This is a genomic window from Bacillus sp. EU55 (assembly GCF_038005925.1).
In the GTDB taxonomy this organism is placed as follows: domain Bacteria; phylum Bacillota; class Bacilli; order Bacillales; family Bacillaceae; genus Bacillus; species Bacillus velezensis.
Window position 1 is genome coordinate 518,541 of the sequence record NZ_JBBOUE010000001.1, and the last position, 26,569, is coordinate 545,109.

Consider the following 26,569-nt stretch of genomic DNA (forward strand, 5'->3'; position numbering starts at 1 on the left):
GGAAGCATGAAAACACATATTTCATGGATTTGTGTTTGTTTCTTTGTAGGCTTGGTAACAGCGTATTGGTTTCATGGGGCACAGTATTCTAAAATTGACCAACTCAATAAGAAAAATGATGCGTTAATAGAGAAAAACAAGGAATTGAGTCAGATTCAGAATGGGGGCAGCGCAAAAAAGAACAAGGCATTTTTTGAAGCGTTTCTGAATTACAGTGATATTGATAAGCGATACGATGCGGTAAAAAAATACACAACGGAAAAAGGTTTTGATTATGCCTTCCCTTCCCGATCTGACAAAAAGCATTCTATCAGTGTACAAAGCAAATTACGTTCATTGGAAAGCTATTCAAAGCCGATTGATGATTCGACTGAATTGTTTTTGAACATTGTAGAGGTATCAACTACTGCGAATTCAGTAACCAGTCAGCAAGTGTTGATTGTCCAAACAAAGATGAAGAAGGAAAAGAACAAGTGGCTGGTAGATGATGTACAGGTAAAAGGAAATGGGTGAAAAGTGGAAAAACATCTATATTTTGAGTATAATGAATATTGAAAAAAGAGGAGGTGCATACTTTGAAGAACCTTTTTATTTTCCTTAGTATATCCGCCATTCTACTGTTAACTGCATGTGGTGGAAATAAATATGATGATGCGATTAATGATGTAATAAAGCAGGAGAAGAAAACCAGGAAAGAAACAAATATAGATTCGGATGAGTATAAGAGGGAGAATTCTATAGTTCGTGTATATAATAACGGAAAGTATATTCAATTGGCATTTTATAAGCCCGAGGATAATTATAAAAAGCTCACCGCATTTTCGTATTATGAGAAGCTTGGTGATTCATATGAAGAGCTGACCCATATGCCTGTCGACGGAGATCAAGATCGTCTAGGCTTGTATAAAAAAACGCCAGATTATGAAGAGGATAAAGGTAAAAAAACGGAGTAGGCCTTGTACCTGCTCTTTTTTTTGATGAAAAAATCACCGTTTTTCAATAAAAGTTCCAAAAAATGTTTTTTGTAGAAGGAATTATTTAGATATAAGGAGAAATGAAAAAACACATTAATAAAAAGGAGAGTTTAAAATGAAAAAGAAAATTTTAATTATGATGGTGGTTTTTATTACATGTTTTGGTCTCTTTACTTTCAAAAGTAACAATGCTGAAGCCGCTGTGAAAAAACATGGACCGTATAAAGTAATGTCTTATGTGAAAAATGATTATGATAGTGTTTCTGTACATCTAGGTTCTAAAGTGAATAAAATAGTGGTGAATCTAAAACAATGGGGTATCCATAGCGGAGAGAAAGCTGATATTACTTGGAGTATCTCATATTTTAACGGTGGCGAAAGAAAAACTTGGCGAGTACAAGGAGATGGGACTAACACATTAACATATTATGTGAAACACCCTGGCGGAAGTTATCACGTTTCCTGGATGTCAAATAACAATAATGATATGCAAGGTTGGTATTATGTCACGGTGGATGGTCAAGTGCAAACATAGGGGCTGGGACAAAACCCACCTCTAAGACGAAAAAAACGGTGAAATTTTACGACGAGTAAACTTTCACCGTTTTTGATTATTTTACAATAAAAAATAAGGACAACTTCTGATAAAATTAAGTTACCATACAAAATCTAATCAGAAAGAAGTGTCCTTATGTTTAAAGATTATACCATGAATCAAATCGTTTTGCCTTTAGATTTAGAAGTAAAGTTACAAAATAATGATATTGCCTACCATGTCCATCATTTAGTGGAAAGTATCCCTCAAGAAGCGTTTGAACCATTTCTTCGAAATGAAGGTTGTCCTGCCTATCATCCACGCATGATGCTTAAAATTATTCTATGTGCCTACACTCAATCTGTCTTTTCAGGGCGTAAAATAGAGGCCCTATTAAAAGACAGTATCCGTATGATGTGGTTAGCTCAAGGGTATGAACCAAGCTACCGTACAATTAACCGATTTCGTGTTCAACCAGTAGTGAAAGATTTAATCCGTCAATGTTTCATCCAATTTCGCTGCCAATTGATTGAAGAAAAACTGATCGATCAAGAAGCGATATTTATCGATGGTACAAAGATTGAAGCGAATGCGAATAAATTTACGTTTGTCTGGAAGAAAGCGATTGAGAAATTTCATCAGCGTTTAATTGATAAGTCAAACCAGTTGTACAATGAGTTGCTTGAGAACGAAATCATACCCCAAATGGAACGGGAAAGTGATGAACAGCTATCATTTGGAGAGCTCACTCAAATGGTTCAAAAAGTAGACGAAGTAGTGACCGAATATGATAAACAAATAGAAGCATCTTCAGACGTTACGGAACGAAAAGCCTTACGAAGGGAACGAAAATACCCGAAACAAGTGCGTAAACAGTTGATTGATTTTATCCTAAGAAAACGGAAGTACCAACAGGATCTTAAAATCTTTGGACCACGTAATAGCTATTCTAAAACAGATCTAGATGCGACATTTATGCGAATGAAAGATGATTATATGAAAAACGGGCAATTGAAAGCTGGTTACAATGTACAAATCGCAACGGAAGGTCAATATGCGCTTGCTTATAGTCTATTTCCAAACCCAACAGATACACGTACGTTAATTCCATTTTTAGATGAGATCGAGCAACATTATTTCGAGTTACCGAAACATATAGTTGCAGATGCAGGTTATGGTAGTGAACAAAACTTTAGTGATATTCTCTCAAACAGAAACCGAGAAGCACTGATAACATATAACATGTTTTTGAAGGAACAAAAGAAAAAGTACAAACAAAATACATTTAATCCTGATAACTGGGTATATGATCAAGAAACCGATACATATACGTGCCCTAATCAGAAACGTTTAGAATTTCAATATCATTCTGTCCGAACGGACGCTACAGGTTTCCAAAGGAGTTTCAAAGTCTACGAGTGCGAAGACTGTTCAGGATGCCCATTCCGTTCATCATGTACCAAGGCAAAAGAAGGAAACAATCGAAAACTAATGGTGAACAAAAAATGGGAACAGCAAAAAGAATATGTGAGAGCGAAGCTTTCAGAAGAGAAAACGAGTGCCATCTATCGAAAACGTAAAACCGATGTGGAACCAGTTTTTGGATTCTTGAAGGCTAATTTGCGTTTCACTCGATTTTCTGTACGAGGAAAATCGAAGGTAGCAAACGAAATGGGTCTCGCATTAATGGCAGTGAATTTAAGAAAATTCACTGCCAACTTCTAAGGTAATAGAAGAATTTATACATAAAAATAAAGAAAGATGAATTTGAGTACCCCCAAATTCACCTTTCTCATTATTTGAAGCTAGTTTTGTCCCAGCCACTTTATTTCATTGATTGTGCTAACTGGACCATTTCCGTATCCTTTAAGTTAGAGCTATCCATTTCTACATAGGTTCCGTTTTGTACCCATCTTAAAATGCCGCCTTTTGTTCCGTCAGCCCATCTTTCAAATATACCTTTCTGTCCATTAATAGTAACGTTTTTAACGTTTTTTCCATCTGAATAACGTAACGGTTGATTTTTAAATTTGCTTTGTGCAATTCCGACCATTACATAGTTTCTGTAAGCATGGTCTTCATAATTAAGTCTTGTCATACTTATTTTTTTGTCATGATTTGGATAATTTTTTATGGTTAATTTCCAATTTGAAGAAGTGTCTTTAGGTACTAAAACGTGAAAATTTGCATGTTCTTTTAAATAAGATAAATCTTTTCTTGAAGAATTCCCCACCCCCAAGTCTGAAGTTGCAGTAACTTTAAGATTTGACCAAGGATTTAAAAGGAAAACAAGGGAAAGTGATATTCCAATCATAAATCTAAGAGGATATTTCATTTTAATTGCTCCTTTTCTGTTAATAAGCATCTTAAGGACAGTATCCCAATTTTGATATGTTAAATACGTAAAATTTTAAATTTTTTTTGTGCATAATTTGGATTGGTGAAGGTATCAATATAAAAAATATCTTTTGTCTGTAGCGATCAACGAATAAAGAATGAGTAGACATAGTATCTACTCACTTTTTGTATGTGCAGGAATGTGCTTTAGTTTTGAAACCAAGTATAACTTAAGTCGTAATTTTAGATATAAAGTACCTTTTTGCATTTTAACTTTGTCAAAAAATGTTGAATCTGACATAATACAATTAATGTAAATATTCCAACAATTTAGTGGAGATGGGGGAGCTTTCTTGCAGCAGGGTTTTTTAAAGAGAAGCAAAATTCCATATGATTTGGTGACAAAAAAACTAAATGCTTGGTACATGGCGATAAAGAGTGATTTGGTTGAGGAAGCAGAACGAATTAAAGCTGAAGTTGAAGCTGAACTAGCTAATATGGAAGAAAATCAAGATGCTCTATTATATTATCAGCTGCTAGAATTCAGACATGAAATCATGTTGAGCTATATGAAGTCAAAGAATATGGATAGCTTGGAAAATGCATATGAGACGCTAAGGGAAATTGAATCCCAAGGTCAATTAACCGGTATGTTGGAGTATTATTTTTATTTCTTTATGGGAATGTATGAATTTAGAAGGAAAGAACTGACTACAGCAATAAGTGCTTATCGAATCGCGGAGAAAAAGTTGTTTGAGGTGGAAGATGAAATTGAAAGGGCGGAGTTCTTCTTCAAAGTCGCCCATGTGTATTACTATATGAAACAAACTTATTTTTCTTTAAATTATGCCAATCGGGCGCTTAAAATTTTCAAACAGTACGATGCGTATGCAGTTCAAACCATAAGATGTCAAAATATAATTGCTGGTAATTTAATTGACTCTTTGGATTATGAAAGAGCACTAGATGTGTTTAGAGACACATTGCGTATAGCTGAATCAGTTGGAGCGGATTACTTGATTGGTATGTCTCGAATGAATATTGGTATTTGTTATGATTATATAGGTGAATATGATAAAGCAGCTGAGTATTTACAAACGTCATTAGAATTTTTTGAAAAGACTGAACACGTCTTTTTGACAAAAACATTGTTCAATATTGTAAATGTTAAAACGAAACAGAAAGCTCTGGCTGAAGCCTTACTTTATTTAAAAAAGGGGCAATCTGTCGCAAAGAAATACGGAGATTCAGAATATGAAGCAAAGTTTAAGATTATAGAAGGACTTTATTTTAGTGATGATGAATATTCTTTAATTGAAGAGGCCTTTTCGTATCTGAATGAAAAAAGAATGTTCGGAGACATTGAAAATTTTGCTATCAGAGTAGCGGATTATTTTTATGAAGAAGGGGATTTATCACGTTCCAATGAGTATTATCGACTGAGTATTGAAGCAAGACGAAAAATAAAAAAAGGGGAGATTATTAATGAAAATCAGCCGGACTTTGTTTACAGTCATTTTATTGGGTAGCATTGCAGGAGTGGTTTTAACAAATGATGTCCCTGTTATCAAAGCTCCTTTTCACGTTGCTGATGACAGAGTAGGTGCTTAATGATTTGGACAAAATATACGCTAAAAAGCTCTAACTAGACCCTTTGTGGACTAGTTAGAGCTTTTTTATTTGACCATGTTACCCAGTGTACTCCTCCATGGTGTGATTTAATACGCTATGGTTTAAAAATCCGAAATTACTCGTGAAGCACTAAAATTTCTCCTAAGCGCATTCCAGTCAGATAATCGGTCGTATAAAATAATCATTGTGTTGTTTATTGTTTTATTTTCAAGTCCTTTATCTTTTGAATTTGAAAGTGAGTGAGTGTCCATTTTGTGCCCAAAATTAATATAAAACGGTGTAAATGAATGTAATGAATAGCTTCAAATGCTTGAAATGACGGGGTTTTGTAACTAGTGATAAGCTATCACTTTATTGAGGGACCAGCGGGTGAATGACCCGTGAAGGTTCAAGTCCTCTCGGCCGCATCTCAAAAATACCAAAGGTTTAACCACCTTTGGTATTTTTTTGTGCTTATTTTTAAATGATCTACTATCCACAAACTGCCCACTTACCTAAAGTAAGTCATCTGCAGTAGACATCGCACAAATATTTTCATCATTATAGGTAGTTACTAATGCCTCAAACTCCAATTTGCAAAAGCAGAGAAAGTATTGCTAAGCATGGAAGAAAACCAAGATTTCGAGGAAAATGTTTCTGATGTTGAAAATTTTTCGATTGAAGTCGCTGATTATTTTCATGAACGAGGAAGCTTAATGCTCTCTACGAAAATTAAAAAAGGGGAGATTATTGATGAAAATCAGCCGGTGTCTATTGGCTGCAGTGATTTTAGGTAGTGTATTTTCAATAACTTATTTGCAAAGTGATCAAAATACTCAAACTATCTGGACAATACTTTGCTTGGTTCTTATTTGTCGATAGTCGCCGTAACGAAAGCACTAAACAACACCTTAAAGAGATTCTTTTGATATGACGGACACATATGACAGTTTGTGATTGTCAAAATTCAATGTTTAATCCTTGTTCAACTTACCCAGTTCAGTTAAAAGTTTGTTAAAATTGTGATAAATGTATGAAAGGATTAAATGTTCATATCGAAACATTTGGATTACAGGGAAGGGGAAACAAATACATGTCGATTTACCAAAAATAAAACCATTACCTAAGAAATGTTTCTTTATTTACAGCTGGATTTAAAAAATAATTTTGTTAGGTGTCATGCAATAAATTCAATTGTCGGTGATTGGCCTGATTATATGCATCCATTATTTCATACCCGGTGCTACTTATTTCTGTTGTAGTCTGTATACTGATTAATAGGTAAAGAAAGTCGAAAAGGTATACGACATTCTTCATACAAATTAAAGTTTTGAATGAAAGAGCAGGATTACTCCTGCTCTTTTTCTTTCTAATTGGGCTAGATTAAACGCAGACTGTTATTCCTTGGGAAAAACAAAAAAAATTTCTTCTATCCATTGACTAGCTTGGCTTTAGCCGGGTTTCTATCACCCTGTTGGGCTTGTCAGATTTTAAAAAGGTATGCTACGTTTATAGTGTTTTGTTTCACCTGATTGCGGGGTAATAAAGATAGAATCAGTAAATAAAGACGTAATGGAAGAACTAAAATATAGGTTTAGGATCCTTTGAAGAAATAAAAGTTTTTTTTCGATTGTGATAATATTCACAATAGAGCTGTATGAAGGGGAATCATTTCTCCAAATAGTCTGCAGAAAATACCAACCACAGCCCACGGATATATCACTAACCGCTTTGGCTGGTATTATCTGTTGGATGTTTCTCTTTTTGTTGCTTTTTGTATTATTTTTAGTCCAATCGGCAAAAATAAGTTAAGGAAACCAGCGAAAAAACTGAATTTCATCCTTCTTTCCTGGTTTACAATGTTATTTGGCGCTGATATGGATATTCGTCTAGTCTTTTAAGGTACAGTTGAACCAATCATCCACTATGCCGTTAGCTCTCCATCAGGTGAAACAGAAACCCCCAGACTTTAGAGAAGCATTACGCTATACATTCTGGGACTGCATGCTTGGACCGTTTATACGCTTGTATAATGTGGATTTGATAATTAAGGAGTCGATATTATTAAATGAAGTTTAACAAGAAAAAAATTAACGTTGTAGACATTCAAAAAGCGAAGAAAAGCGTGTTTGCTACAGGGATAGGAAACGCGATGGAATGGTTTGATTTTGCTTTATATTCTTATTTGGCAGTTATTATTAGTAAAAACTTTTTCAGTCCGGTTCAAAACGATGAATTAAAGTTAATATTTACTTTTGCTACATTTGCAATTGCCTTCTTACTTAGACCGGTAGGCGGAATTATTTTTGGTAAAGTGGGTGATAAATTTGGTCGGAAAATAGTATTAACAATTACTATTTTAATGATGGCTTTATCTACTTTAATAATTGGTGTGCTTCCTACCTATGACCAGATTGGTGTATGGGCCCCTATATTATTACTCTTAGCTCGTATTCTGCAAGGTTTTTCTGTAGGTGGAGAGTACGCTGGTGCAATGGTATATATCGCAGAATCTTCTCCAGATAATAAACGTATAAGGTTAGGCAGCGGTTTAGAAATCGGCACATTATCTGGTTATATAGTAGCGTCTGTTTTAGTTACAGTACTTTTCTGGACTTTATCTGATGTTCAAATGAATAGTTGGGGATGGAGAATTCCTTTCTTCTTGAGTATTCCAATAGGATTATTTGGTTTATATTTGAGAAGTCATTTAGATGAATCACCAATCTTTGAAAATGACATCTCTGAAAACCAAGAACAACAACCAGGTTTATTAGAAGTCATTAAAACATATAAAAAAGATATCTTTTTATGTATCGTATTTGTGGCATTTTTCAATATAACCAATTACCTATTGTTAGGTTATATGCCTTCTTATTTAGATGAGAACCTTGGTATAAGTGATAATATAAGTACACCGGTTACAGCAATTGTATTGATTATTATGGTACCGTTCGCTTTAACTTTTGGTAAATTGGGAGATAAATTAGGAAATAAAAAAGTTATAACAATTGGATTAGTATTAGGAATTGTATTTTCGATTATCTCTTTTCAATTTCTTAATATGGGGAGTCTAATATTCTTATTTATAGGACTTTTAATGTTAGGTATTGTATTATCTGTATACGAAGGTACTATGCCAGGATCTTTACCTACGTTGTTCCATACTGACATTAGATATCGAACATTATCCTGGACATTCAACTTATCAGTTTCTATTTTTGGCGGAACAACACCTTTAGTTGCTTCTTGGTTAACCCATGTGACAAGAAACAATTTGGCGCCGGGTTTCTATTTATTGGCAGTTAGTTTAATTGGCTTAATAGTTGTGTTAACCTTATTTAAAGATACTTCAGGTAAATCTTTAAAAGGTTCTTACCCAACAGTTGCTTCTAAAGCTGAGTTTCAAGAGGCTGTTGAAAATCCAAAAGATTCACTATGGTGGAAAATGGAACAAACAGAAAAGGAATGAAAAAAACATCCATTTAATTGACCGGCTACTCGAAATACAGACTCAGAATAAGCTGGGATTATCCGAGCAGCAATGACTGCAGCTCTTTTATATTCTGGAGGGCTTACTGCTTTGCAAAAGCAGCGTTGCTATTCTCGATCGTCATTATTTTATTGGTTGTGTCCTAATAATAAAACATTGACGCAAGAACGAAGAGAAATTAAAAGGTCTGAGCAATACAGCAAAATAAGAAACAAGAAGCTTTGTTATGCCAGTTCTTCTCCCGAAGGAGAGCTGGCTTTTTATTTTCTATATGGGGTCCAAAGCAGAAAACGAGAACTTGTACGCTAACTAATAATCCTATTGTTTTTATCAACAAAGGTTTTTTGGATATGAAGAGGGTGGACTGGTGAAAAAATAGAGTTTGTTGTGGAGTTAGCTTTTCAATTAGGGACATCTCAACAACAAAATAATAACCAGCCCGATTTAAAAGCTCATCAAAAGTTCCATTATTCCAACGTGAATATATTTGCGATAAGTGATTGAATCAATAATACGATCCACTCAATTATTTGAGTGGATCTGTTTGTTTTTTATTTATTTGCAGCAGTCTCTATGTGACGAAACAATAGATTCATTAAAACCCTTTACGCAGCCAGGTTGCGGCAAGATCAATTGCTCCGCGCGCAGCTTCAGTTTTAGCTAAGGCGTTGAGCATCACGAAATCGTGAATGATACCTAACGCAGTATTTGATAAAACCGGTTGTAATGAAGAAGAAATTAAAAGTTATAACAAGGAAATTCGTAATTTACTTAACATGCTGACAACTGAGCAATAGTTTTATGAATATAGATGGAGGGCCCTGCGGGTGAATAACCCTTGGAGGTTCAAGTCCTCTCGGCTGCATCAATGTTACCAAGGGTTGTAGACGCCCTTGGTATTTTTTTTGCGGAAAATTCATCTGTTACTGTATAGTAGGCCGTATGATTTGTCAGTCACCTTCATCCTTCTGCTGACTGCGTGCGGCGGTAGTAAATATGATAATGCAATTAATGAAGTGATGAAGCAGGAGAAGAAAGTCAGAAAAGAAATGCGAGCAGATTCAGATGAGCACAAAAGAGATAACGCCATAATTCGTGTATATGATGACGGGAAGTTTATTCAACTTGCGTTTTATCAGCCAGAAGAAAGTTCTCGCAAGCTTACTGCTTATTCTTATTATGAGAAGCTTGGAGATTCTTATGAGGAAATGACACATATGCCGGGTGATGGTGATGGCGACCGCCTTGGTCTTTATAAGAAAACACCTGATTATAAAGAGGTTAAAAGCAAGTAAACAAAAACAATGTGCTTGTTCATTCCTGATAGGGGAACAATTGTTTCACCGTTAAGTTGTTGTGTGAGAGCCAGTATGTTAAAATGCTACGTAGATTTAATAATAAAGTTTAGATTCAAGGAGATTTATTTATGAAGTTGGATGAATTCACCATCGGGCAGGTTTTTCAAACTAAATCTTTTGAATTAACAAAAGAGAATATAATGAATTTTGCAGAAGTGTATGACCCACAATACATGCATTTAAATGAAGAAAAAGCAAAAATGGGCAGATTTAATGGAATTATTGCTTCTGGAATACAAACGTTATCTATTACTTTTAAGCTTTGGATTGAAGAAGGGTGTCATGAAGACGATATTATTGCTGGGACAGGAATGAATAATATAAAATTCCTAGCACCCGTTTACCCTAATGATAAACTGCACACTATTGTTAAGGTTATTGATAAAAAACCAAATAAAAGCCAGACGGGGATACTTACTGTATTGTTATCTACCTATAATCAGAAAGAAGAAAAAGTGTTTGAAGGTGAGTTATCAGTATTAATTAAACGCTAAATGACTTTTGTGGCATATCATCGTCACCTTTCATTTTTTATAGGTGTCTGGATGAAATAAGCAATCATCTTAATGAATTGAGTGGACTTTGAGTCTGCTCTTTTTTATTTGTTCAACCTATGTCAAGAAACAAAGGACTAACAATAACGAAAAAATCATCTCGTAAATACGAATTTAAACATTGCTGCCTTGAGGTTTTTTGCATATTCCTCTGTATCATTGCACCGGATGAATATCTATAATAAGCGTTCTATCCCTCGATGTTATGTTTCCTTTTTACTTTTTGGTTTTGTCAGTTCAAAGCTGTACTTTACCATGTCATGGATTTGGTGCTCTGGGAGTCCCTCATCTAAGGTAAGAGTATTCCAATGCTCCTTGTTCATATGGTATCCGGGCTTGATCTCTTCAAAAAGACCACGTAGAAAATCAGCCCTTTCAGGCTCGCATTTAAGATTGACATATAAGTGTTCGTCGCGAGTGAAGATAAGTGCAAATATTTTCTTATTCCCTTTGTGACGAATTGCAGTCCAACCATCCCCAAAAGGATGGTCTTCATAAGAGTTTGGAAAGGTTAGGCAGTAATCTTTTATTTCATCATAATTCATTATCAATTCACTCCATACCTCATTATTTTTATATACAGAACATATTCGTTCAAACTAAGATTTGCGGTTTCTTTTATACCAATCCGAGATTTCCTCAAGTCTTTGTTTGAACTTAGCTTCTGAACCTTGAGTTGTTGGATAGTAACACTCACGCCCTATTAAAGAATCTGGCATCGTCTGCATTGTCGTTAATTTTTCCTCTGTATCATGAGCATATTTATATCCCTTACCGTAATCTGAATCTTTCATCAAAAGGAGCAGACTTTATGTCTGCTCTTTTTTTGTTCATGAAAAAGCCATTTTTCTTATCCTCAATCTGATAAAAGATTTTCTGTGAAATCATTTAACAATTATTGGTCAATTTTTCTTTTTCAATAATATCCTTTACCACATCATCAATTGTGATATGCCCAAGAGCTTTTTCCAAGGCAGATTGGGCGATTTCAAATATTGGACCAATTGTACTTTGAATGTTCCGGCCTACAGGACATTGAGGATTGGGATTTTCATGTATACTAAACAATTCTTTATCTTGAACAACATGAACTGCTCTATAAACATCAAGTAAGGTGATTTCAGTTAAATCCCTCGCTAATTCAGCTCCTGCAATACCTGGCCGAACTTTTACTAAACCTGCTTTTTTCAGCATCCCCATAATTTTTCTTATGAAGGCGGGATTTGTATTTACACTTCCAGCTAAAAATTCAGAAGTGCTAATTCCGTCTTCATTTATTTCAATAAGAGCCAATATATGAATTCCTACAGCAAAACGGCTGCTAATAGACATGATTTCTTCACCATCCTAATTACGTTACACTCTTTATAGTACACTTGTAACTGAATGTATTACAAGTTCTTTTACTCTAATATGCTCAATTAACAAGATGATAAAAGTATTGACAAATAAATAAGGTGTAACTAAAATTATTACATGTAATCGATATGGTTACATTTAAAATTTTGAATGATTAGGAGGACTTTAAATTGAAAATTGGAATCATTGGTGCAACCGGAAAAGCTGGAAGTCTTATCTTGAAAGAAGCGGTAAGCAGGGGACATGAAGTAACTGCAATTGTAAGAGATGCTGCAAAACTTAAAGGGGAAAAGATTTCAATCATTGAAAAAAATATAATTGATCTTACATCGGATGATCTAAAAAAGTTAGATGTAGCAGTTAATGCCTTCGGTGCTCCATTAGGAGAAGAACAGGCACATGTAGATGCTGGCCGGGCATTAATTAGGGCATTAAAAGGAACGGGCACAAGAGCTGTAATTGTAGGTGGAGCAGGGAGTCTTTATGTAGACGAAAATAAAACTGTCAGTGTAATGGATACACCTGATTTCCCGGAGATTTTTATTCCAACAGCTAAAGGGCAAGGTCGTAACTTGCAAGAACTAAAGGAAACTTCTGATATTAACTGGACATTTATCAGTCCTTCAGCGGTATTTGACCCAGACGGGAAAAGAACTGGATTTTATCAGTCAGGAAAAGATCATCTTCTTGTGAATTCGAAAGGCGAAAGTTATATCAGCTATGCAGACTATGCAATTGCAGTATTGGATGAAATTGAAAATCCAAAACATATAAATGAACGCTTTACAGTTGTTGGAGAAGCTGAATAAGTTCCATGTATAATAAGTATCTTTCCTAATCCTGTGTAAAATTATTGAAGGTCAGAAACTGTTCTCCATCTCGATTAAATCTTTATTAGCAATGGCCAGCCGGGATACAAAAAGCGTATGAAGATTATACCCGGCTCTTTATCGGGCCAAACTCTCTCCATGCTCCCCTATGTGAATCGGTTTATTTAGACCGTAAACATTGATTGTTTGAGGAACAAACATGACAAGTTAATACCGTTAAAATAGGGGGTATACTTGAATGATCGTTTGGAAACATCTGCAGAAACAAAGCTATACCAGTGAACAGCCAAGAGTATCTTGTACTTGAACAAGAAACAGCTGAGCTTTTTAAAGAAATCTTTAACAATCAATATGAAGTACTGGGTTTGAAGACACTCGTGATTCATTTTCACGGTGTTTTCAAACCATAGTTATTAATAGGCATCTTATTTTGCACTCGTATCGACAGGTTTAACAAATAAAACATGAATGAACACATTATTAATTTGCAGTTATTTCCGTTTCGTGCTATGATAAAGGGGAATTATTTTTGTTCGTGTAAAGGATAGTATGAATATCGACTTTTCGTCTTGATGATACTTTGGGCAAGGATAGTAATACAATGTGTAACACACTAGGAGGCAACAAAAATGGAACAAGGTACAGTTAAATGGTTTAATGCAGAAAAAGGTTTTGGATTTATCGAACGTGAAAATGGAGACGATGTATTCGTACACTTTTCTGCAATCCAAAGTGACGGATTCAAATCTTTAGACGAAGGTCAAAAAGTAACGTTTGACGTTGAGCAAGGTGCTCGTGGAGCTCAAGCTGCTAACGTTCAAAAAACTGCTTAATCTTCAATCGTTTATACAAACAGGCTCTTTATATAGAGCCTGTTTTTTTATGTTCTCTGTATCATACTGAATAAAAAAACCCTACTCAACGTTCGAGTAGGGACAGTTGCTACAAGGTAAGAAAAAGGTTTAAAACCTCAAAGGATTGTTTACAGTATAACATACCGGATTGACGATATGTGGAATATATATAAATGATTTGTTTTTATGTTCTCAATATATCTGTATGTTATTCTTTGTTACATTTCGCATATCTCTAATATAAAAAGAAGATAAACAACTGCTATTCACTGTGGAAGCAGATGTAAGAAATTCTTAAAGATAAAGAGGAGAGTGGTTGTTTTTTCTTCTGGAAATAATCACTTAGACCTAAAACAATGAAAGCCCTGCCTCTCTTCCATCCTTACGGCTCCTTGTCCGTGCCAGTGTGAATCAGGATTACAAAAATTAAGTGACTATTTCATCGAGTTTTTTGATAAAAATTCAAATGTTCGTTGAAGAAAAAAATAAAACAGATTAGATTGTTGGGGTAATAAAAGGGGTTAATGTTTTAAAAGTAAGTTGAAGAAGTTAAACATCTAATCGTAATATTCCGAAAACTTTCGGGTGCTTTTTGGAATGCAAAACATTATTTAAAATTAACCTTAGCAAAAACTTTTTATTTGTTTTTCAGTGATTCCTTTAATGAATTCCAGTTCACTAATCAAAAATTCATATGCATGATCCAACATTTTTTTTTCGCTTGAATTAAGTGCTTTTTCTTTCTTCATCCGTCTTAAATCACGTACAACTTCAGCGCCTTCTTGTATTTCACCCGTTTTTATTTTGTTCGTGTTTACTATATACCTTTGCTTCCACGGCAGTAGCCTATCTGATTCTCCATGCTGAAAAATGTGTATAATGTGTTTTAATGCACGTATATCAGTAACCGGCCGTATATTTGAACTCAATATTTTACGCGTTGGAATCATAACTGTCATATTACTGATTGACATTCTTATGACATAATACTGTTGTTTTTCCTCTAAGAATTGTTTTTCTTCTATGGCTTCAATTGTACCTGCTCCGTGCATTGGATAAACAATGTTATCGCCAATTTGAAACATATCATCCACCTCCATATATAGGAACTTAACTTAAGGTTATCATATATGGAGTGAGATATCAAATTTTTAATGATAACATGGTCGTTTATTGGTGTCAATAACTTTTTGGAAAAACAGCATCAAAACAAGAGGGAGCCTGTGGGATTCCTAAAAAAGGAAAGGTCAATTGGTCCGTGTATATCTTGGAATCTCGACTAATTAACAGAGAGCAGTTTTTCGTTGAAAATGAGTTATTAAATCTCCTTTAGGAGTTCATGACTTGACATCAATGACAGCAATTGAATCCTAGGTTTGTTTACTTTTTTACTTTTTCGATGTCTTCTTCTCCTCAAGGATACCAATTATGCAATTAAGAGCATGTTAAGTAAATATGGAGACTTCTTGTGATTAATCTTTTGGGTTTAACGTAAAACAGGGGGTACTAATATTAACTCTTTATAATCATTCTCATGCCGTCTTGAAAATTGACAGTATACCTGTAAGGGTATAATATTGATTCACAAACATTATCTAGTTAATAATGTAGTGTGATAAAGCATAGTATGAAGTGATAGTTGATAACATGCAAATATATAAATTTCAAAGAAGGAGTTCAACGCATGGAATATGATCAAAAGATTAAAAATCGCTTACGCCGGATAGAAGGACAGATAAAAGGTGTATTGACCATGATGGAACAAGGAAAAGATTGCAGAGAGGTTGTGACCCAATTAGCTGCTTCACGTAATGCGATCGATCGAGCAATGGGTTTGATTGTGAGCACAAACCTTGAACATTGTGTTCGTGAAAGTTTAGAAAAGGGAGAAGACACACAACACTTAGTAAAAGAAGCGGTCGAATTATTGGTAAAGAGCCGATAAAAAAATTCATCAACCTATCATCTTTAAGGTTGACGAATTTTTATATTTATTATAATATACCCCTGCCAGTATTTTGGGTTGAATAATAGGAGATCTTCCGAAAAAATTTTTAATTGTAATATACCCCTAGGGGTAATGGTGGTTAGTCAGGAGAATAAACATGACAAAACAAACAAAACGCACAACAATTGTTTTATTTAGCGGCGAATATGACAAAGCAATGGCAGCCTATATTATTGCAAATGGTGCAGCTGCCTACGATCATGAAGTGACGATCTTCCATACGTTTTGGGGATTAAACGCTTTACGTAAAGAAGAGCTGATTCCAGTGAAAAAAGGATTTCTTGAAACAATGTTTGGAAAGATGATGCCTCGCGGTGCTGATAAGATGGGTTTATCTAAAATGAACTTTGCAGGTATGGGCCCTAAAATGATTAAAAATGTGATGAAAAAGCATAATGCACTTACGTTGCCTCAGTTGATTGAGATGGCTCAAGAACAAGGTGTAAAGCTCGTAGCTTGTACGATGACAATGGATCTTCTTGGTTTACAGGAAAAAGAACTATTAGATGATATCGACTATGCTGGTGTAGCTGCTTATTTGGCAGATGCTGAAGAAGGCAATGTCAACTTATTTATCTAATGTTATCCATTGCAAATTGAATAAGTGAAGGGGGTTATAACACTATGAATAGCGGAGTAATGTTCAATACTTTACTCATTTTATTTTTACTTTGGATCGTATTTCGACGTTTTTTCCCATTGCATGGTGTTAAACAAATAACAACTGCTGATTTAAAGTCAGAGCTGAAAAATAAAGACAAACAGTTTATAGATGTACGAACACCTTATGAGTTCCGCACAAGGCATATTAAAGGGTTCAAAAATATTCCTTTGTCTATCTTGCCTCGTCAAACTCATCAGCTTTCGAAAGACAAAGACGTCTTTGTGATCTGCCAAAGCGGAATGAGAAGTATAAAGGCAAGTAAAGTATTGAAGAAACAAGGATTTAAAAATATCACAAATATAAAAGGTGGTATGAATACATGGTATTAACATCCAGAGAGTAACTTTTTGCATATTTATATACCCCCGCCCCTATATGAGAAAAGGAGGAAAAAATGATGAAAGCAAATATTGTACTAGACGCTAAAGGTTTGGCGTGTCCAATGCCTATCGTAAAAACGAAGAAGAGTATGAAGGATTTAAAAGCTGGTGACATATTAGAAATTCAAGCGACAGATAAAGGTTCTACAGCAGATCTGGAAGCATGGGCAAATAGTACAGGCCATGAATATCTAGGTACTGAAGCAGAGGGGGAAATACTTCGTCATTTTCTTCGAAAAGGAGGAGAGCTTTCAGCAGAAAATGCAGCTTCAATTCCTGAGATTTCATTAGAAGCTTTCAAACAGAAAGTGGATAGTGACGAGTCTCTTCACATTTTAGATGTACGAGAGATAGAGGAGTATGAAGAAGCCCATATCCCCGGAGTGGTGCATATCCCTCTTGGCGAAGTGAAAAAGCGCTCTAACGAATTAAACAAAAATGATGAAATTTATATTATCTGCCATTCGGGAAGAAGAAGTGAAATGGCGGCCCACACCATGAAAAAACAAGGTTTTAAAAAGGTTATTAATGTTGTCCCCGGTATGCGGGATTGGACTGGTAAAACAGAAAAAGGAGGTATGTAAACATGACCGTTCAAGCACTTACCGCAAAAGAAGTCACACAAAAAATCTTTCACAAAGAATCTTTATTTATTCTGGATGTACGTAATGAAAATGATTTTAGCGATTGGAAGATTGAAGGACATTATTTTGACCATTTAAATGTACCGTATTTCGATCTTTTAGATGGCGTAGAAGATATCTTGGAGAAAATTCCTTCTGATAAAGAAGTGCTGGTCGTTTGTGCAAAAGAAGGTTCATCTGTCATGGTATCCGAAATGCTTTCTGAAGCAGGTCATTCTGTATCCTATCTTAAGGGCGGAATGAAAGCATGGAGCGAACATTTAGAGCCGGTAAAAGTCGGGGATTTAAAAGGTGGCGGTGAGATGTATCAGTTTGTTCGAATCGGTAAAGGCTGCCTGTCATACATGGTCATTTCCAATGGTGAAGCAGCGATTATTGATGCGACACGTATGGCGGATATTTTTATAGACTTTGCGAAAGAGAAGGGCGCGGAGATTACTCACGTATTTGATACACATCTTCACGCAGACCATATTTCAGGCGGCAGAGTCATAGCTGAAAAAACAAAAGCAACCTACTGGTTACCACCGAAGGATGCAGAAGAAGCGGTATTTGATTATCAGCCGCTGGAAGAAGGCAACGATATTGTCATTGGAAACACAAAGATTGGCATTCAACCGATTTATTCACCGGGGCACACGATTGGCTCCACTTCTTTCATTGTCGATGATCAGTATCTTCTTTCAGGTGATATCTTGTTTATTGATTCAATCGGAAGACCAGACTTAGCCGGTATGGCAGAAGATTGGGCGGGAGATTTAAGAACAACGCTTTATAGCCGTTACAACGCGTTATCAAAGGATTTAATTGTATTACCGGCACACTTTATGATCATTGACGAGCTAAATGAGGATGGAAGTGTTGGTAAAAAACTACGTACATTATTTAGCGAGAACCATGGTTTGAACATTGCGGATGAAAGAGAATTTAGACACCTAGTAACAGATCATTTGCCTCCGCAGCCAAATGCATACCAAGAGATTCGAGAAACAAACATGGGGAAAATCAGCCCAGATGAAGAAAAACAGCGTGAAATGGAGATTGGTCCAAACCGCTGTGCAATACGGTAACACAAGTTTCTATTAAAAAGAGGAGAGATGAACATGAAATCAGATAAAGTATTAGACGCAAAAGGCCTGGCATGCCCAATGCCAATCGTCAGAACAAAGAAAGCGATGAATGAACTGGAATCAGGTCAAATATTAGAAGTGCATGCAACAGATAAGGGAGCTAAAAATGATCTTGCAGCTTGGTCTAAATCAGGCGGGCATGACCTTTTAGAGCAAACTGATGAAGGCGATGTATTGAAATTCTGGATTAAAAAAGGCTAATAAATGTGAAAGGGTATCGAATACAAAGATGCCCTTTTTCTTTGAAAGGAGGAACCAAAATGGATATTGCCTTTATCACAACTCTTTTCATTATAGGGTTTATTGGTGCCTTTATTTCCGGAATGATGGGTATTGGCGGATCAGTTATTAATTATCCAATGCTATTATACATTCCTTCTTTAGTGGGAGTGATGTCATTAACTGCCCATGAAGTGTCAGGGATAGGGGCTATTCAAGTTTTCTTTGCGACACTTGGCGGTGTTTGGGCTTATCGTAAAAGTGGTTTTTTAAATAAAGCATTAATTATGTACATGGGAAGCAGCATCCTTTTAGGGAGTGTATTGGGGAGTTACTTTTCTCATTATATATCTGAAAAAGGAATTAACTTTATATACGGAATTCTGGCTATACTAGCAGTTGTTTTAATGTTTATACCTAAAAAAGGACAAGAACATAGCGAAGACGAAGAAGTGATATTTAATAAATGGTTGGCTTCGTCCCTAGCGTTTATCATTGGCGGCGTATCAGGTATTTTAGGAGCTGGCGGCGCTTTTATCCTGGTCCCCATTATGTTATCGATTTTAAATATCCCTGTTAGAATCACAGTCGCTTCATCTCTTGCGATTACATTTCTTTCATCTATTGGCGCAACAGTTGGAAAAGTAATCACGGGCCAGGTTCTTTTTGCACCGGCTCTGGTTCTTATGATTGCCAGTTTAATTGCTTCTCCTATTGGCGCATCTGTTGGGCAAAAAGTAAATACAAAATTCCTGCAATGGATTTTAGCGTTATTAATAAGTGCGACAGCTATTAAAATTTGGTTAGAGCTCCTTTGATATGAGTCAGCGGGTAAAATGAAAGATTAAAAGATTCATCACTCCTTGGTTTCTTATTCATGTTATAACACTTGCTCACGTTCAATAAATGTTTCAAGTGCTTGATGAAATTCTTTTTGATAATGGTGACTTGGGCAAGTCTTGACTATAGTACCGTGAAAAACATTTGACTTAGTTGCGACCAGTGTTTTATTTAGGACAGCGTTATGGGACACTATAAACCTGTACGTTTTAAAACGAAGATGGTGATTTTAACAAACATGGCGCCCAAGAGCAAGTCGTCTGGTTTGCCAGCTATCTTTTTTAAAGTCCCTTTTTCGATTAATGAAATGATAAAATAGGAGAAGACAGCCAAAAAGAAATGAGAGCAAATTCAGATGCGTAACACAAGAATAACTCATCGTGATCGTATTCGTACACATTTTTACAGAGGAGGACAATTATGATTGGAATACTGGCAGGAATGGGGCCAAAATCTACTGGGCCATTTGTAGATAAGGTAGTAGACGAGTGCCAAAAAATATATGGAGCAATACATGACATGGATTTTCCTCATATGATGATTTATTCCTGTCCGACTCCTTTCTACATGAATAAACCTCTCAATCATACGGACATGGAAAAGGCAATTATTGAGGGGGCTGTAAAGCTTGAAAAAACGGGTGTTGATTTTATTGCAATCCCATGTAATACCGCACATATCTATTTTAACCAAATAAAAAATGCGCTTTCAGTCCCTTTACTAAACATGGTTGATGAAACCATAAATAAAATACCTAAAGGTTCAAAAAAAGCAGCTCTTTTAGCCACCGTTCCAACGGTTCAATCTGGAATATTTCAAGAAGCGTTAAACAGAGAAGGTTATGATTTTTTACATCAAGATAGTTGGCAAATCTATGTCGATCATATAATAGAAAAGATTAAACAAGGTCAAATCAATGAGGCTGGTACATTATATGATGAATTACACCGTGAATTAGCAGAAAAGGTTGATACGGTTATCATTGCATGTACGGATTTAAATATGGTCACGGATCAAAAAAGCAGCGAACTTACCTTTGTTGATTCATCAGCTTGTCTCGCTCAAGCCATTGTAAATAAGTATGTATCATTAACAAAATGAGCCGTCTGATTTATCAGCAAATTCAGGGCGCTTTTTTCCGTTAAAGCGCCCGGCTTCGTCAGATACATGATCCTCGATTACTTCTTTAAATGTAACTTCCCCGCGTTATTGTTCTTTTAACATTGAATATTTTCGATACGCTTTATAGAAACTGCAGCCAAAGAGAACGGCCATAAGAGCGGGAAGCGACCTTAAAAGGGCAAATGGAGTTTCAAATAAAAATGCTTTCCAAAACATTGCGCCTTCCATACTCCACAGACCTTCAGCTAAATACAAACCTGAATTCGTGTAAATCATATTACAATAAAACAAGCACAGTAACCCAAAACAAGATGAAAAACTCATTAGTCTTTTATAATAATTACTCTTTGATTGGCGATCCGAGAAGATTTCATTTTGATCATCATCTTCTTTTTGCCAATATCGAGTTCCAAGCCCCCAAGGGCCATTTATATAACTCCAGCCGAAGTCTTCATATATCTCTCTGTAATCTTCGAATTTTTTCTTTGATAAATAATCTTGATAATCCAGTCTCATCACATATTTTTTGTCGGTTTTTTCGAAAGTGTATATTCCTAATCCGCTGATATTTGTACAGCGATAGCCTTTTTGTAATTGCTCGTTCAGCCATTGCTCCTCTTTTTCAATATCAAAAAACATCTTAAATTTCTTCATTCGATTCACTTCCTTCGTGCAGGGATAAAATATGCAGTAACCTGTTTTGTTCCATCTTCAAAATGGCGCTTCCTTCCGCAGTTATCATATAAACTTTTCTCCGGCCCGACTCTCCAACAGGTTCAATCCAGCCATGCTTATTCAAGTTTTCAATCGCGCCGTATAATGTGCCGGCTGCTAAAATAACAGTTCCGTTACTCATCTTCTCGATCTTCTGCATGGCGGCATAGCCATGAAGCGGCTCCCGCAGAGCTAATAAAATATAATGCATGGTTTCAGACAGCGGTAATAATTTATGTTTCATATCCTCATCCTCTATTCAGTCTGACTATATAGTTAAACTTAATACAGTTCAACTGAATAGTCAATGGTTTTTTCAAAATTTGTCAAAGGAACTTGAAAATCAAATCTCAAAAGTCGCTTCCCTTACGTAATGGGAAGCGACTTTTGAGTAGTCCTATTCAATTAAATGGCCCGATTGTTGGATGTAATGCTTAACTTCAGTGCTTGAAATGCCGGGTGGTAATAAGCTAAGCTTTCACTTTATCGAATGCCCAGCGTATAAATACCCCAGGAAGGTCCAAACCCTCTCGGCCGCATTAATAATACCAAGGGTTTTGAGTCCCTTGGTATTTTTTGTTCATTGTATGATGACGTAAACTTCTGACTTACTTAGTGGCTGTCGTTCCAGTTTTTCTCTATAAAAGTATTAGCAGGCTGTAAGTTGGTTTTGTTCGCAATTTCAATGACAGCGGGAACCACGGAAGGGTCTGTTTTGGAGAAGTTAGGAATCCGCGGATCTAACCGGAAAAAGCGATCTCCCAGCAGATTCGCGCTGACCATGGATTCATAGTAGCCATTTCCGCCGGAGATCATCTGAAGAAATGGCAGTAAAGGTTCATTAGGCGACCTGTCCAAAAGGACTCCCCAATTTGGAGGAAGGTTCTTCAGATTTTCGGGACGTATGTTATCCGCACTCACCATTCCCCATCCCCTCGTATCTCTTCTTAACCGAGTCGGGGCTTCACTTGTACCGATGGATAGCGCCGCAATTTGATCCAGTGGCACGTTGGCTTTACCAACCGCAAACGCGATACTGGCCGTACTGGGGTTCGTTGCCACTACATATCCGTCCACGTAGTTTTGATAGGCTCGCTGCGTCGCGGGAGCACCGCTGCTCCGCAGTATGACATCGCTCACTTTCTCATTTAAATAGGGAGAGCCGGGAAAGTTGTGAAATAATACGGGCGTCCAACGATCCAGTGCTGGGGAGTATAATTTGAATGAAGGGACAACAATTCGTTTTCTAAGATCTTTAAGACGAAGGCCTGGCGGGAAAAAGTTTCGCACCGCTTTAATAAAACCGGAATAGGGCAATTGTTGATTGAAAACAGGTCCCCCCGGCCGGGAAACGCTGAATGCGGGCAGGATCTCATCCTCAAAATACTGAAGTGTTTCCTCCGGAGATCTTCCGCTTGCTAATGCAAGGGCAGTAAATGAACCGATTGAATTTCCCGCAAATACATGGGTTCGACTTATTAATGCTGGATTTTCTTCAGCCAGTCTGTTCAATAGTTGTAAACTTAAAGCACCTAAGGTACCGCCCCCGTCAAAGGTCATGATCCGATATTTTGCCAAAGCTGATTTCTCCTTTCTGATGAAAACTATCATTCAGTATATGTTCAGCCAGAGTCTATTGTATGGATGAATGAATATCTCCTTATCTTAAAAATGGTTTGATTATCAATCCAGCGAGTCGGGAAAGAATATGTTTTTTATTTGAAGAGGTTTTTTCCGGGAAAAAGGAGAATTATTTAAAAATAAAAGGGGGAAAACACTTGAATACGATTGACCTTATTGTTTTACATTTTGAAGAAGTAAGACGGCGAAGCATCAAGTTATGGACAGCTATACCTGAGGAAAAAATGGACTGGCGCCCCGATTCCGAAGCAATGTCGTGTAAGGAAATGATAAGACATGTATTAGAAGCGGAATTTCTTTATCATCACATTTTACTAAAACAAATGAATGAGTCTTCAGAGGAATCTAAAAACCCGTATGAATCAAAAACGTTTACCACAGTAACCGAAGAATTAGAATTCGCAAAACCGTATCGGGCCGAGTTTTTGACATTCATCAAATCGTTAAACGAAACAGATTTAACAAATATAAAGATTGACAGGTCTGATGTTGGATATATTCGCGAACTAGGAGACATGTTATTAAGAATCGCTTACCATGAGTCCGTACATACCGGTCAGCTTTTAGACTATCTCAGAACTGCTGAGGTTGACAGGCCTTTAATTTGGGACTAGTTAAATGATTGAGTTTCACACGGGAAGGGGAAATAACGGAAGCCTTAACTTCACCCAAAGTTAAGGCTTTTTATAAATCATTAAAACAAACATGTTGCCGTTGTTTTAATGATCTGTTCCCCAAACCGCTTTCCGATAATTTTCCGGATCAGTATCACCTTCTGTATTAATCATTAACACATTAGATGACTGATCTAATTCTAATTTCTTCTTTATCTGTTCCATTGAAGTATTCTTACTTAACTCATGCAGCAAACCTAATGGGACGGAACCTGACTCACCAGAAATAATCTTCGGATCCGGATCAATAGGATTACCCAATATTCTCATCCCCAATGCGCTTATCTTGTCATTACAGGAAAAGAAATAATCACTGCATGTTCTCAAAATGTTCCAACCGAATGGGTTGGGTTCGCCGCAGGCAAGCCCAGCCATCATTGTAGAAAGATCACCGTATACTCGGACAGGTGATCCAGAGGCGCTTTGGGCTGACCGGTACAGACAATTTGCGCTTTCGGGTTCAACTATGGAGATTTTGGGCTTATTCCCGCTTTTTACATTTAATAGGGAAGCTGCCATTGAAGCAGCGAAAGATCCCACTCCAGCCTGAAGGATAACATGACTGATTGTATTGAAGAAATCTTCATTTTGTTTGTATATTTCTGCAATAATTGTTGTATATCCTTGCATGATAGAGAGAGGAATTTGCTGGTATCCTTCCCAAGCCGTATCCTGAACTAAAATCCAATGATGTTTCTCAGATAAATCTGCCGCCATTTGAACAGTGTCATCATAATTTAAATCTGTAATGTACGCATCAGCACCTAAATGTTTAATGGCTTCCAATCTCGCGGGAGAAGAACCTTTCGGCATATATACCTTTGCTTTCTGTCCAAAAAGAGAAGCCGCCCATGCCAGTCCCTTTCCGTGATTACCGTCGGTAGCTGTAGCAAATGTAGCAGAAGGAGCGCTTTTTACAAGTTCAACCAATTCGTTAAAATGAATGGAATTAAGGTCGATTTTAAGTTTTTCACAATAGTAAGAAGCAATCGCATATGAAGCACCCAAGCTTTTAAAAGCATTAAGGCTAAACCGTTTAGATTCATCTTTGACATAAAGACTGTTTATGCCGAGATATTGTGCGAGACCTCTTAACGAGTGAAGCGGTGTTGCTTGATAGCCGGGAATGCCGGAATGAAAATGAAGCGCTTTTTTTGTTTCCTCTGCAGAGAAATAGGAAGATTCCTGAGGTAACGTATCAGATCTGAAATGATTCGAAACCCAATCAATATTCGCAAACAAATTTCTTCACCCTTCCAATATGTGATATATCACATTATACATGGATCGGAATGTAAAGCAACTCTTCTTTTTCGCAAACGATATACTGAAATGTGGTATATTACATGTAAAATGATGTTTTAAAGAGGTGGAAACGTGACAATGAACCAACAGCACCAATTAAAACGAACATTTATGAAAGTTGAAGCTTATCAGTTTCTGAGAGAGTGGATTATAACAGGTAAGCTTGAGCCGGGAGAAAGACTGAGAAATCAAGATCTATCTGAGACACTCGGAATCAGCCGCACGCCGGTCCGGGAGGCGTTGCTTCAGCTTGAAAATGAAGGTCTTGTCATAACGAAAGCCAATCGGTGGACAGTGGTAGCACCTATTGACCTGGAAAATGCGAAAGAGGTTTACTCGGTCGTTTGGTCTCTCGAGTGTCTCGCTTTTGAACAGGCACTTTCAAGAATTACGCAAGATCATATAGACGAGATGGAAAAATTAAATAAGCAAATGAATGCAATCATGGAGATGGATGATAAGGTAAAAGCGCTGGAATTGGATAATGCCTTTCATCAAAAGATCATTGAAGTCTCAAATAATACTGAACTGCAGAAATTACTGCAAGGACAAAAAACGAAAATACAGAGAATTGAAATTCGGTATTTCAGTCAAAATCACGCAATGAATGCATCCTGCAGTGAACACTATCAAATATTAGACGCAATGAGGAATAAAGATCTTAAACAAGGACTGAATGCCATAAGGAGTAATTGGGAAAACAGTCTGACTCGAATCATTTTAAACAGCCAATTAAAAGCCTGACAACTCGTCAGGCTTTTTTGTATGAATTTTTCATTTGACTAATATGAGATATGTGATATATTACTCTTAACTGAAAGCAATTCAGTTTTTTATGAAGAATATTTTGAATCTTATATCAATAAGGAGAAGGTGATTATTATGTTAAAAGCAGTTTTCACAGAAAAAGCACCAAAAGCGATCGGACCTTATTCTCAAGGCATTAAAGTACAAGATTTTTTATTTTTATCAGGACAGCTTCCTGTTAATCCAAACACGGATGAAGTTCCGGCTGATATTAGGGAACAAACGATTCAAGTTTTAAAAAATATTGAATCCATTCTGAAATCAGAGGATTTAAAAATTGAAAATATAGTGAAAACGACTATTTTTCTTAAAAATTTAGGTGATTTTCAAGCTGTTAACGAGGAATATGGTAAATATCTTGGAGACCATCGTCCTGCGAGATCCACAATTGAAGTAAGCCGGTTGCCTAAAGATGTACAGATTGAAATTGAAGTCATCGCGTATTCCGGATAAATATATACGAGTGAAAAGCTGCCCGGCTTCATGGTAATTCGTGATATTCCAGAGCATGACATT

31 protein-coding genes and 5 pseudogenes are annotated in these 26,569 nt (G+C 36.3%); 26 read left to right on the forward strand and 10 right to left on the reverse strand.

What is annotated here, in order from left to right:
* Positions 1-6 precede the first annotated feature (6 nt).
* From NYE50_RS02680 to NYE50_RS02695, 4 genes are all read left to right on the forward strand, one after another.
* Positions 7-513: a hypothetical protein gene (locus tag NYE50_RS02680; protein WP_159353835.1), complete on the forward strand. Its 507-nt coding sequence runs from the start codon at positions 7-9 to the stop codon at positions 511-513.
* 62 nt (positions 514-575) lie between these two features.
* The gene (locus tag NYE50_RS02685; RefSeq protein ID WP_017418470.1) at positions 576-953 is read left to right on the forward strand and encodes a cystatin-like fold lipoprotein; all 378 of its coding nucleotides are present in this window, start codon (positions 576-578) and stop codon (positions 951-953) included.
* A gap of 136 nt (positions 954-1,089) precedes the next feature.
* Positions 1,090-1,509, forward strand: coding sequence for a hypothetical protein (locus NYE50_RS02690; RefSeq protein WP_017418471.1), 420 nt, complete (start codon positions 1,090-1,092; stop codon positions 1,507-1,509).
* A 156-nt stretch (positions 1,510-1,665) separates the two neighbouring features.
* Positions 1,666-3,234 (forward strand): IS1182 family transposase, encoded by a 1,569-nt coding sequence (locus NYE50_RS02695; RefSeq protein WP_340762868.1) that lies wholly within the window; start codon positions 1,666-1,668, stop codon positions 3,232-3,234.
* 100 nt (positions 3,235-3,334) lie between these two features.
* Here the strand turns inward: NYE50_RS02695 and NYE50_RS02700 are convergent, their stop codons facing one another.
* Entirely contained in the window at positions 3,335-3,844 is a 510-nt protein-coding gene (locus NYE50_RS02700) for a DUF4367 domain-containing protein (RefSeq protein ID WP_159353810.1), read from the reverse strand.
* A 355-nt stretch (positions 3,845-4,199) separates the two neighbouring features.
* Here NYE50_RS02700 and NYE50_RS02705 point away from each other — a divergent pair, with 355 nt between their 5' ends.
* The 6 genes and pseudogenes from NYE50_RS02705 to NYE50_RS02725 all read left to right on the forward strand — a co-directional run bounded on the left by NYE50_RS02705 (position 4,200) and on the right by NYE50_RS02725 (position 8,929).
* A complete protein-coding gene (locus NYE50_RS02705) occupies positions 4,200-5,375 on the forward strand; it encodes a Rap family tetratricopeptide repeat protein (protein WP_159353809.1) in 1,176 nt (391 codons plus the stop codon).
* Between the two features lie 724 nt (positions 5,376-6,099).
* Positions 6,100-6,254 (forward strand): annotated as a pseudogene (locus NYE50_RS02710) (tetratricopeptide repeat protein); the annotation flags it as partial.
* Positions 6,211-6,339 carry a hypothetical protein gene (locus NYE50_RS02715; RefSeq protein WP_223204396.1) on the forward strand — a complete coding sequence of 43 codons (129 nt, stop codon included), beginning with the start codon at positions 6,211-6,213 and terminating at the stop codon, positions 6,337-6,339. The pseudogene NYE50_RS02710 and the gene NYE50_RS02715, both read left to right, overlap by 44 nt.
* Positions 6,296-6,414: pseudogene (locus NYE50_RS21910) on the forward strand (IS1595 family transposase); the annotation flags it as partial. The gene NYE50_RS02715 and the pseudogene NYE50_RS21910, both read left to right, overlap by 44 nt.
* Before the next feature lie 707 nt (positions 6,415-7,121).
* Positions 7,122-7,487 (forward strand): annotated as a pseudogene (locus tag NYE50_RS02720) (BCCT family transporter); the annotation flags it as partial.
* A 38-nt stretch (positions 7,488-7,525) separates the two neighbouring features.
* On the forward strand, positions 7,526-8,929 hold the full coding sequence (locus NYE50_RS02725; protein WP_021495073.1) for an MFS transporter: 1,404 nt from the start codon (positions 7,526-7,528) through the stop codon (positions 8,927-8,929).
* Positions 8,930-9,545: 616 nt separating this feature from the next.
* Here the strand turns inward: NYE50_RS02725 and NYE50_RS02730 are convergent.
* Positions 9,546-9,650 (reverse strand): annotated as a pseudogene (locus NYE50_RS02730) (esterase); the annotation flags it as partial.
* Positions 9,651-9,897: 247 nt separating this feature from the next.
* Here NYE50_RS02730 and NYE50_RS02735 point away from each other — a divergent pair.
* Together NYE50_RS02735 and NYE50_RS02740 are read left to right on the forward strand one after the other, a co-directional pair.
* Positions 9,898-10,245, forward strand: coding sequence for a cystatin-like fold lipoprotein (locus NYE50_RS02735; protein WP_172869033.1), 348 nt, complete (start codon positions 9,898-9,900; stop codon positions 10,243-10,245).
* 131 nt (positions 10,246-10,376) lie between these two features.
* The gene (locus tag NYE50_RS02740; protein ID WP_014416973.1) at positions 10,377-10,802 is read left to right on the forward strand and encodes a MaoC family dehydratase; all 426 of its coding nucleotides are present in this window, start codon (positions 10,377-10,379) and stop codon (positions 10,800-10,802) included.
* Positions 10,803-11,065: 263 nt separating this feature from the next.
* Here the strand turns inward: NYE50_RS02740 and NYE50_RS02745 are convergent, their stop codons facing one another.
* From NYE50_RS02745 to NYE50_RS02755, 3 genes are all read right to left on the reverse strand, one after another.
* Positions 11,066-11,407, reverse strand: coding sequence for an MmcQ/YjbR family DNA-binding protein (locus tag NYE50_RS02745; RefSeq protein WP_095061566.1), 342 nt, complete (start codon positions 11,405-11,407; stop codon positions 11,066-11,068).
* 54 nt (positions 11,408-11,461) lie between these two features.
* Positions 11,462-11,656, reverse strand: a complete 195-nt coding sequence (locus NYE50_RS02750; protein ID WP_224988659.1) for an AAA family ATPase — start codon at positions 11,654-11,656, stop codon at positions 11,462-11,464.
* A 94-nt stretch (positions 11,657-11,750) separates the two neighbouring features.
* Positions 11,751-12,194 carry an Rrf2 family transcriptional regulator gene (locus NYE50_RS02755; protein ID WP_017419213.1) on the reverse strand — a complete coding sequence of 148 codons (444 nt, stop codon included), beginning with the start codon at positions 12,192-12,194 and terminating at the stop codon, positions 11,751-11,753.
* A gap of 197 nt (positions 12,195-12,391) precedes the next feature.
* Here NYE50_RS02755 and NYE50_RS02760 point away from each other — a divergent pair, with 197 nt between their 5' ends.
* From NYE50_RS02760 to cspC, 3 genes are all read left to right on the forward strand, one after another.
* Positions 12,392-13,030: an NAD(P)-dependent oxidoreductase gene (locus NYE50_RS02760; protein WP_072177235.1), complete on the forward strand. Its 639-nt coding sequence runs from the start codon at positions 12,392-12,394 to the stop codon at positions 13,028-13,030.
* Positions 13,031-13,134: 104 nt separating this feature from the next.
* On the forward strand, positions 13,135-13,233 hold the full coding sequence (locus NYE50_RS21915) for a molecular chaperone TorD family protein (RefSeq protein ID WP_072177240.1): 99 nt from the start codon (positions 13,135-13,137) through the stop codon (positions 13,231-13,233).
* Positions 13,234-13,680: 447 nt separating this feature from the next.
* Positions 13,681-13,884: a cold shock protein CspC gene (cspC, locus tag NYE50_RS02765; protein ID WP_003156143.1), complete on the forward strand. Its 204-nt coding sequence runs from the start codon at positions 13,681-13,683 to the stop codon at positions 13,882-13,884.
* A 644-nt stretch (positions 13,885-14,528) separates the two neighbouring features.
* Here cspC and NYE50_RS02770 read toward each other — a convergent pair.
* On the reverse strand, positions 14,529-14,990 hold the full coding sequence (locus NYE50_RS02770) for a CarD family transcriptional regulator (protein ID WP_014416980.1): 462 nt from the start codon (positions 14,988-14,990) through the stop codon (positions 14,529-14,531).
* A gap of 599 nt (positions 14,991-15,589) precedes the next feature.
* Between NYE50_RS02770 and NYE50_RS02775 the strand changes: the two genes are divergently transcribed.
* The 8 genes and pseudogenes from NYE50_RS02775 to NYE50_RS02810 all read left to right on the forward strand — a co-directional run bounded on the left by NYE50_RS02775 (position 15,590) and on the right by NYE50_RS02810 (position 20,891).
* Positions 15,590-15,850, forward strand: coding sequence for a metal-sensitive transcriptional regulator (locus NYE50_RS02775; RefSeq protein ID WP_014416981.1), 261 nt, complete (start codon positions 15,590-15,592; stop codon positions 15,848-15,850).
* A gap of 160 nt (positions 15,851-16,010) precedes the next feature.
* Positions 16,011-16,493 (forward strand): DsrE/DsrF/DrsH-like family protein, encoded by a 483-nt coding sequence (locus NYE50_RS02780; RefSeq protein ID WP_029974203.1) that lies wholly within the window; start codon positions 16,011-16,013, stop codon positions 16,491-16,493.
* Positions 16,494-16,537: 44 nt separating this feature from the next.
* Positions 16,538-16,906, forward strand: coding sequence for a rhodanese-like domain-containing protein (locus NYE50_RS02785; RefSeq protein ID WP_022552640.1), 369 nt, complete (start codon positions 16,538-16,540; stop codon positions 16,904-16,906).
* A gap of 65 nt (positions 16,907-16,971) precedes the next feature.
* Positions 16,972-17,541: a sulfurtransferase TusA family protein gene (locus NYE50_RS02790; RefSeq protein WP_159353806.1), complete on the forward strand. Its 570-nt coding sequence runs from the start codon at positions 16,972-16,974 to the stop codon at positions 17,539-17,541.
* Positions 17,513-18,671, forward strand: a pseudogene (locus NYE50_RS02795) (MBL fold metallo-hydrolase). The gene NYE50_RS02790 and the pseudogene NYE50_RS02795 overlap by 29 nt, the downstream one beginning before the upstream one ends.
* 33 nt (positions 18,672-18,704) lie before the next feature.
* Positions 18,705-18,932: a sulfurtransferase TusA family protein gene (locus NYE50_RS02800; RefSeq protein WP_003156135.1), complete on the forward strand. Its 228-nt coding sequence runs from the start codon at positions 18,705-18,707 to the stop codon at positions 18,930-18,932.
* Between the two features lie 59 nt (positions 18,933-18,991).
* Positions 18,992-19,768, forward strand: coding sequence for a sulfite exporter TauE/SafE family protein (locus NYE50_RS02805; protein WP_159353804.1), 777 nt, complete (start codon positions 18,992-18,994; stop codon positions 19,766-19,768).
* Between the two features lie 442 nt (positions 19,769-20,210).
* Positions 20,211-20,891, forward strand: coding sequence for an aspartate/glutamate racemase family protein (locus NYE50_RS02810; RefSeq protein WP_159353803.1), 681 nt, complete (start codon positions 20,211-20,213; stop codon positions 20,889-20,891).
* 105 nt (positions 20,892-20,996) lie between these two features.
* Here the strand turns inward: NYE50_RS02810 and NYE50_RS02815 are convergent, their stop codons facing one another.
* The 3 genes from NYE50_RS02815 to cotR form a co-directional block, all read right to left on the reverse strand.
* Complete coding sequence (locus tag NYE50_RS02815) at positions 20,997-21,566, reverse strand: DUF2812 domain-containing protein (RefSeq protein WP_014416987.1); 570 nt, start codon at positions 21,564-21,566, stop codon at positions 20,997-20,999.
* The gene (locus NYE50_RS02820; protein ID WP_014416988.1) at positions 21,553-21,870 is read right to left on the reverse strand and encodes a PadR family transcriptional regulator; all 318 of its coding nucleotides are present in this window, start codon (positions 21,868-21,870) and stop codon (positions 21,553-21,555) included. Before NYE50_RS02820 ends, NYE50_RS02815 begins: the two co-directional genes overlap by 14 nt.
* 368 nt (positions 21,871-22,238) lie before the next feature.
* Positions 22,239-23,204 carry a sporulation hydrolase CotR gene (cotR, locus tag NYE50_RS02825; protein ID WP_224988662.1) on the reverse strand — a complete coding sequence of 322 codons (966 nt, stop codon included), beginning with the start codon at positions 23,202-23,204 and terminating at the stop codon, positions 22,239-22,241.
* A 200-nt stretch (positions 23,205-23,404) separates the two neighbouring features.
* On the opposite strand from cotR, the gene NYE50_RS02830 reads away from it, so the two are divergent.
* On the forward strand, positions 23,405-23,881 hold the full coding sequence (locus tag NYE50_RS02830; RefSeq protein ID WP_021495063.1) for a DinB family protein: 477 nt from the start codon (positions 23,405-23,407) through the stop codon (positions 23,879-23,881).
* 105 nt (positions 23,882-23,986) lie between these two features.
* On the opposite strand, the gene NYE50_RS02835 is transcribed toward NYE50_RS02830, so the two are convergent.
* Positions 23,987-25,183 carry a diaminopropionate ammonia-lyase gene (locus tag NYE50_RS02835; protein WP_224988664.1) on the reverse strand — a complete coding sequence of 399 codons (1,197 nt, stop codon included), beginning with the start codon at positions 25,181-25,183 and terminating at the stop codon, positions 23,987-23,989.
* A 141-nt stretch (positions 25,184-25,324) separates the two neighbouring features.
* Between NYE50_RS02835 and NYE50_RS02840 the strand changes: the two genes are divergently transcribed.
* Together NYE50_RS02840 and NYE50_RS02845 are read left to right on the forward strand one after the other, a co-directional pair.
* Positions 25,325-25,990 (forward strand): GntR family transcriptional regulator, encoded by a 666-nt coding sequence (locus tag NYE50_RS02840; RefSeq protein WP_015388657.1) that lies wholly within the window; start codon positions 25,325-25,327, stop codon positions 25,988-25,990.
* A 138-nt stretch (positions 25,991-26,128) separates the two neighbouring features.
* Positions 26,129-26,506: a RidA family protein gene (locus tag NYE50_RS02845; RefSeq protein WP_003156121.1), complete on the forward strand. Its 378-nt coding sequence runs from the start codon at positions 26,129-26,131 to the stop codon at positions 26,504-26,506.
* The last annotated feature ends 63 nt before the right edge of the window (positions 26,507-26,569 follow it).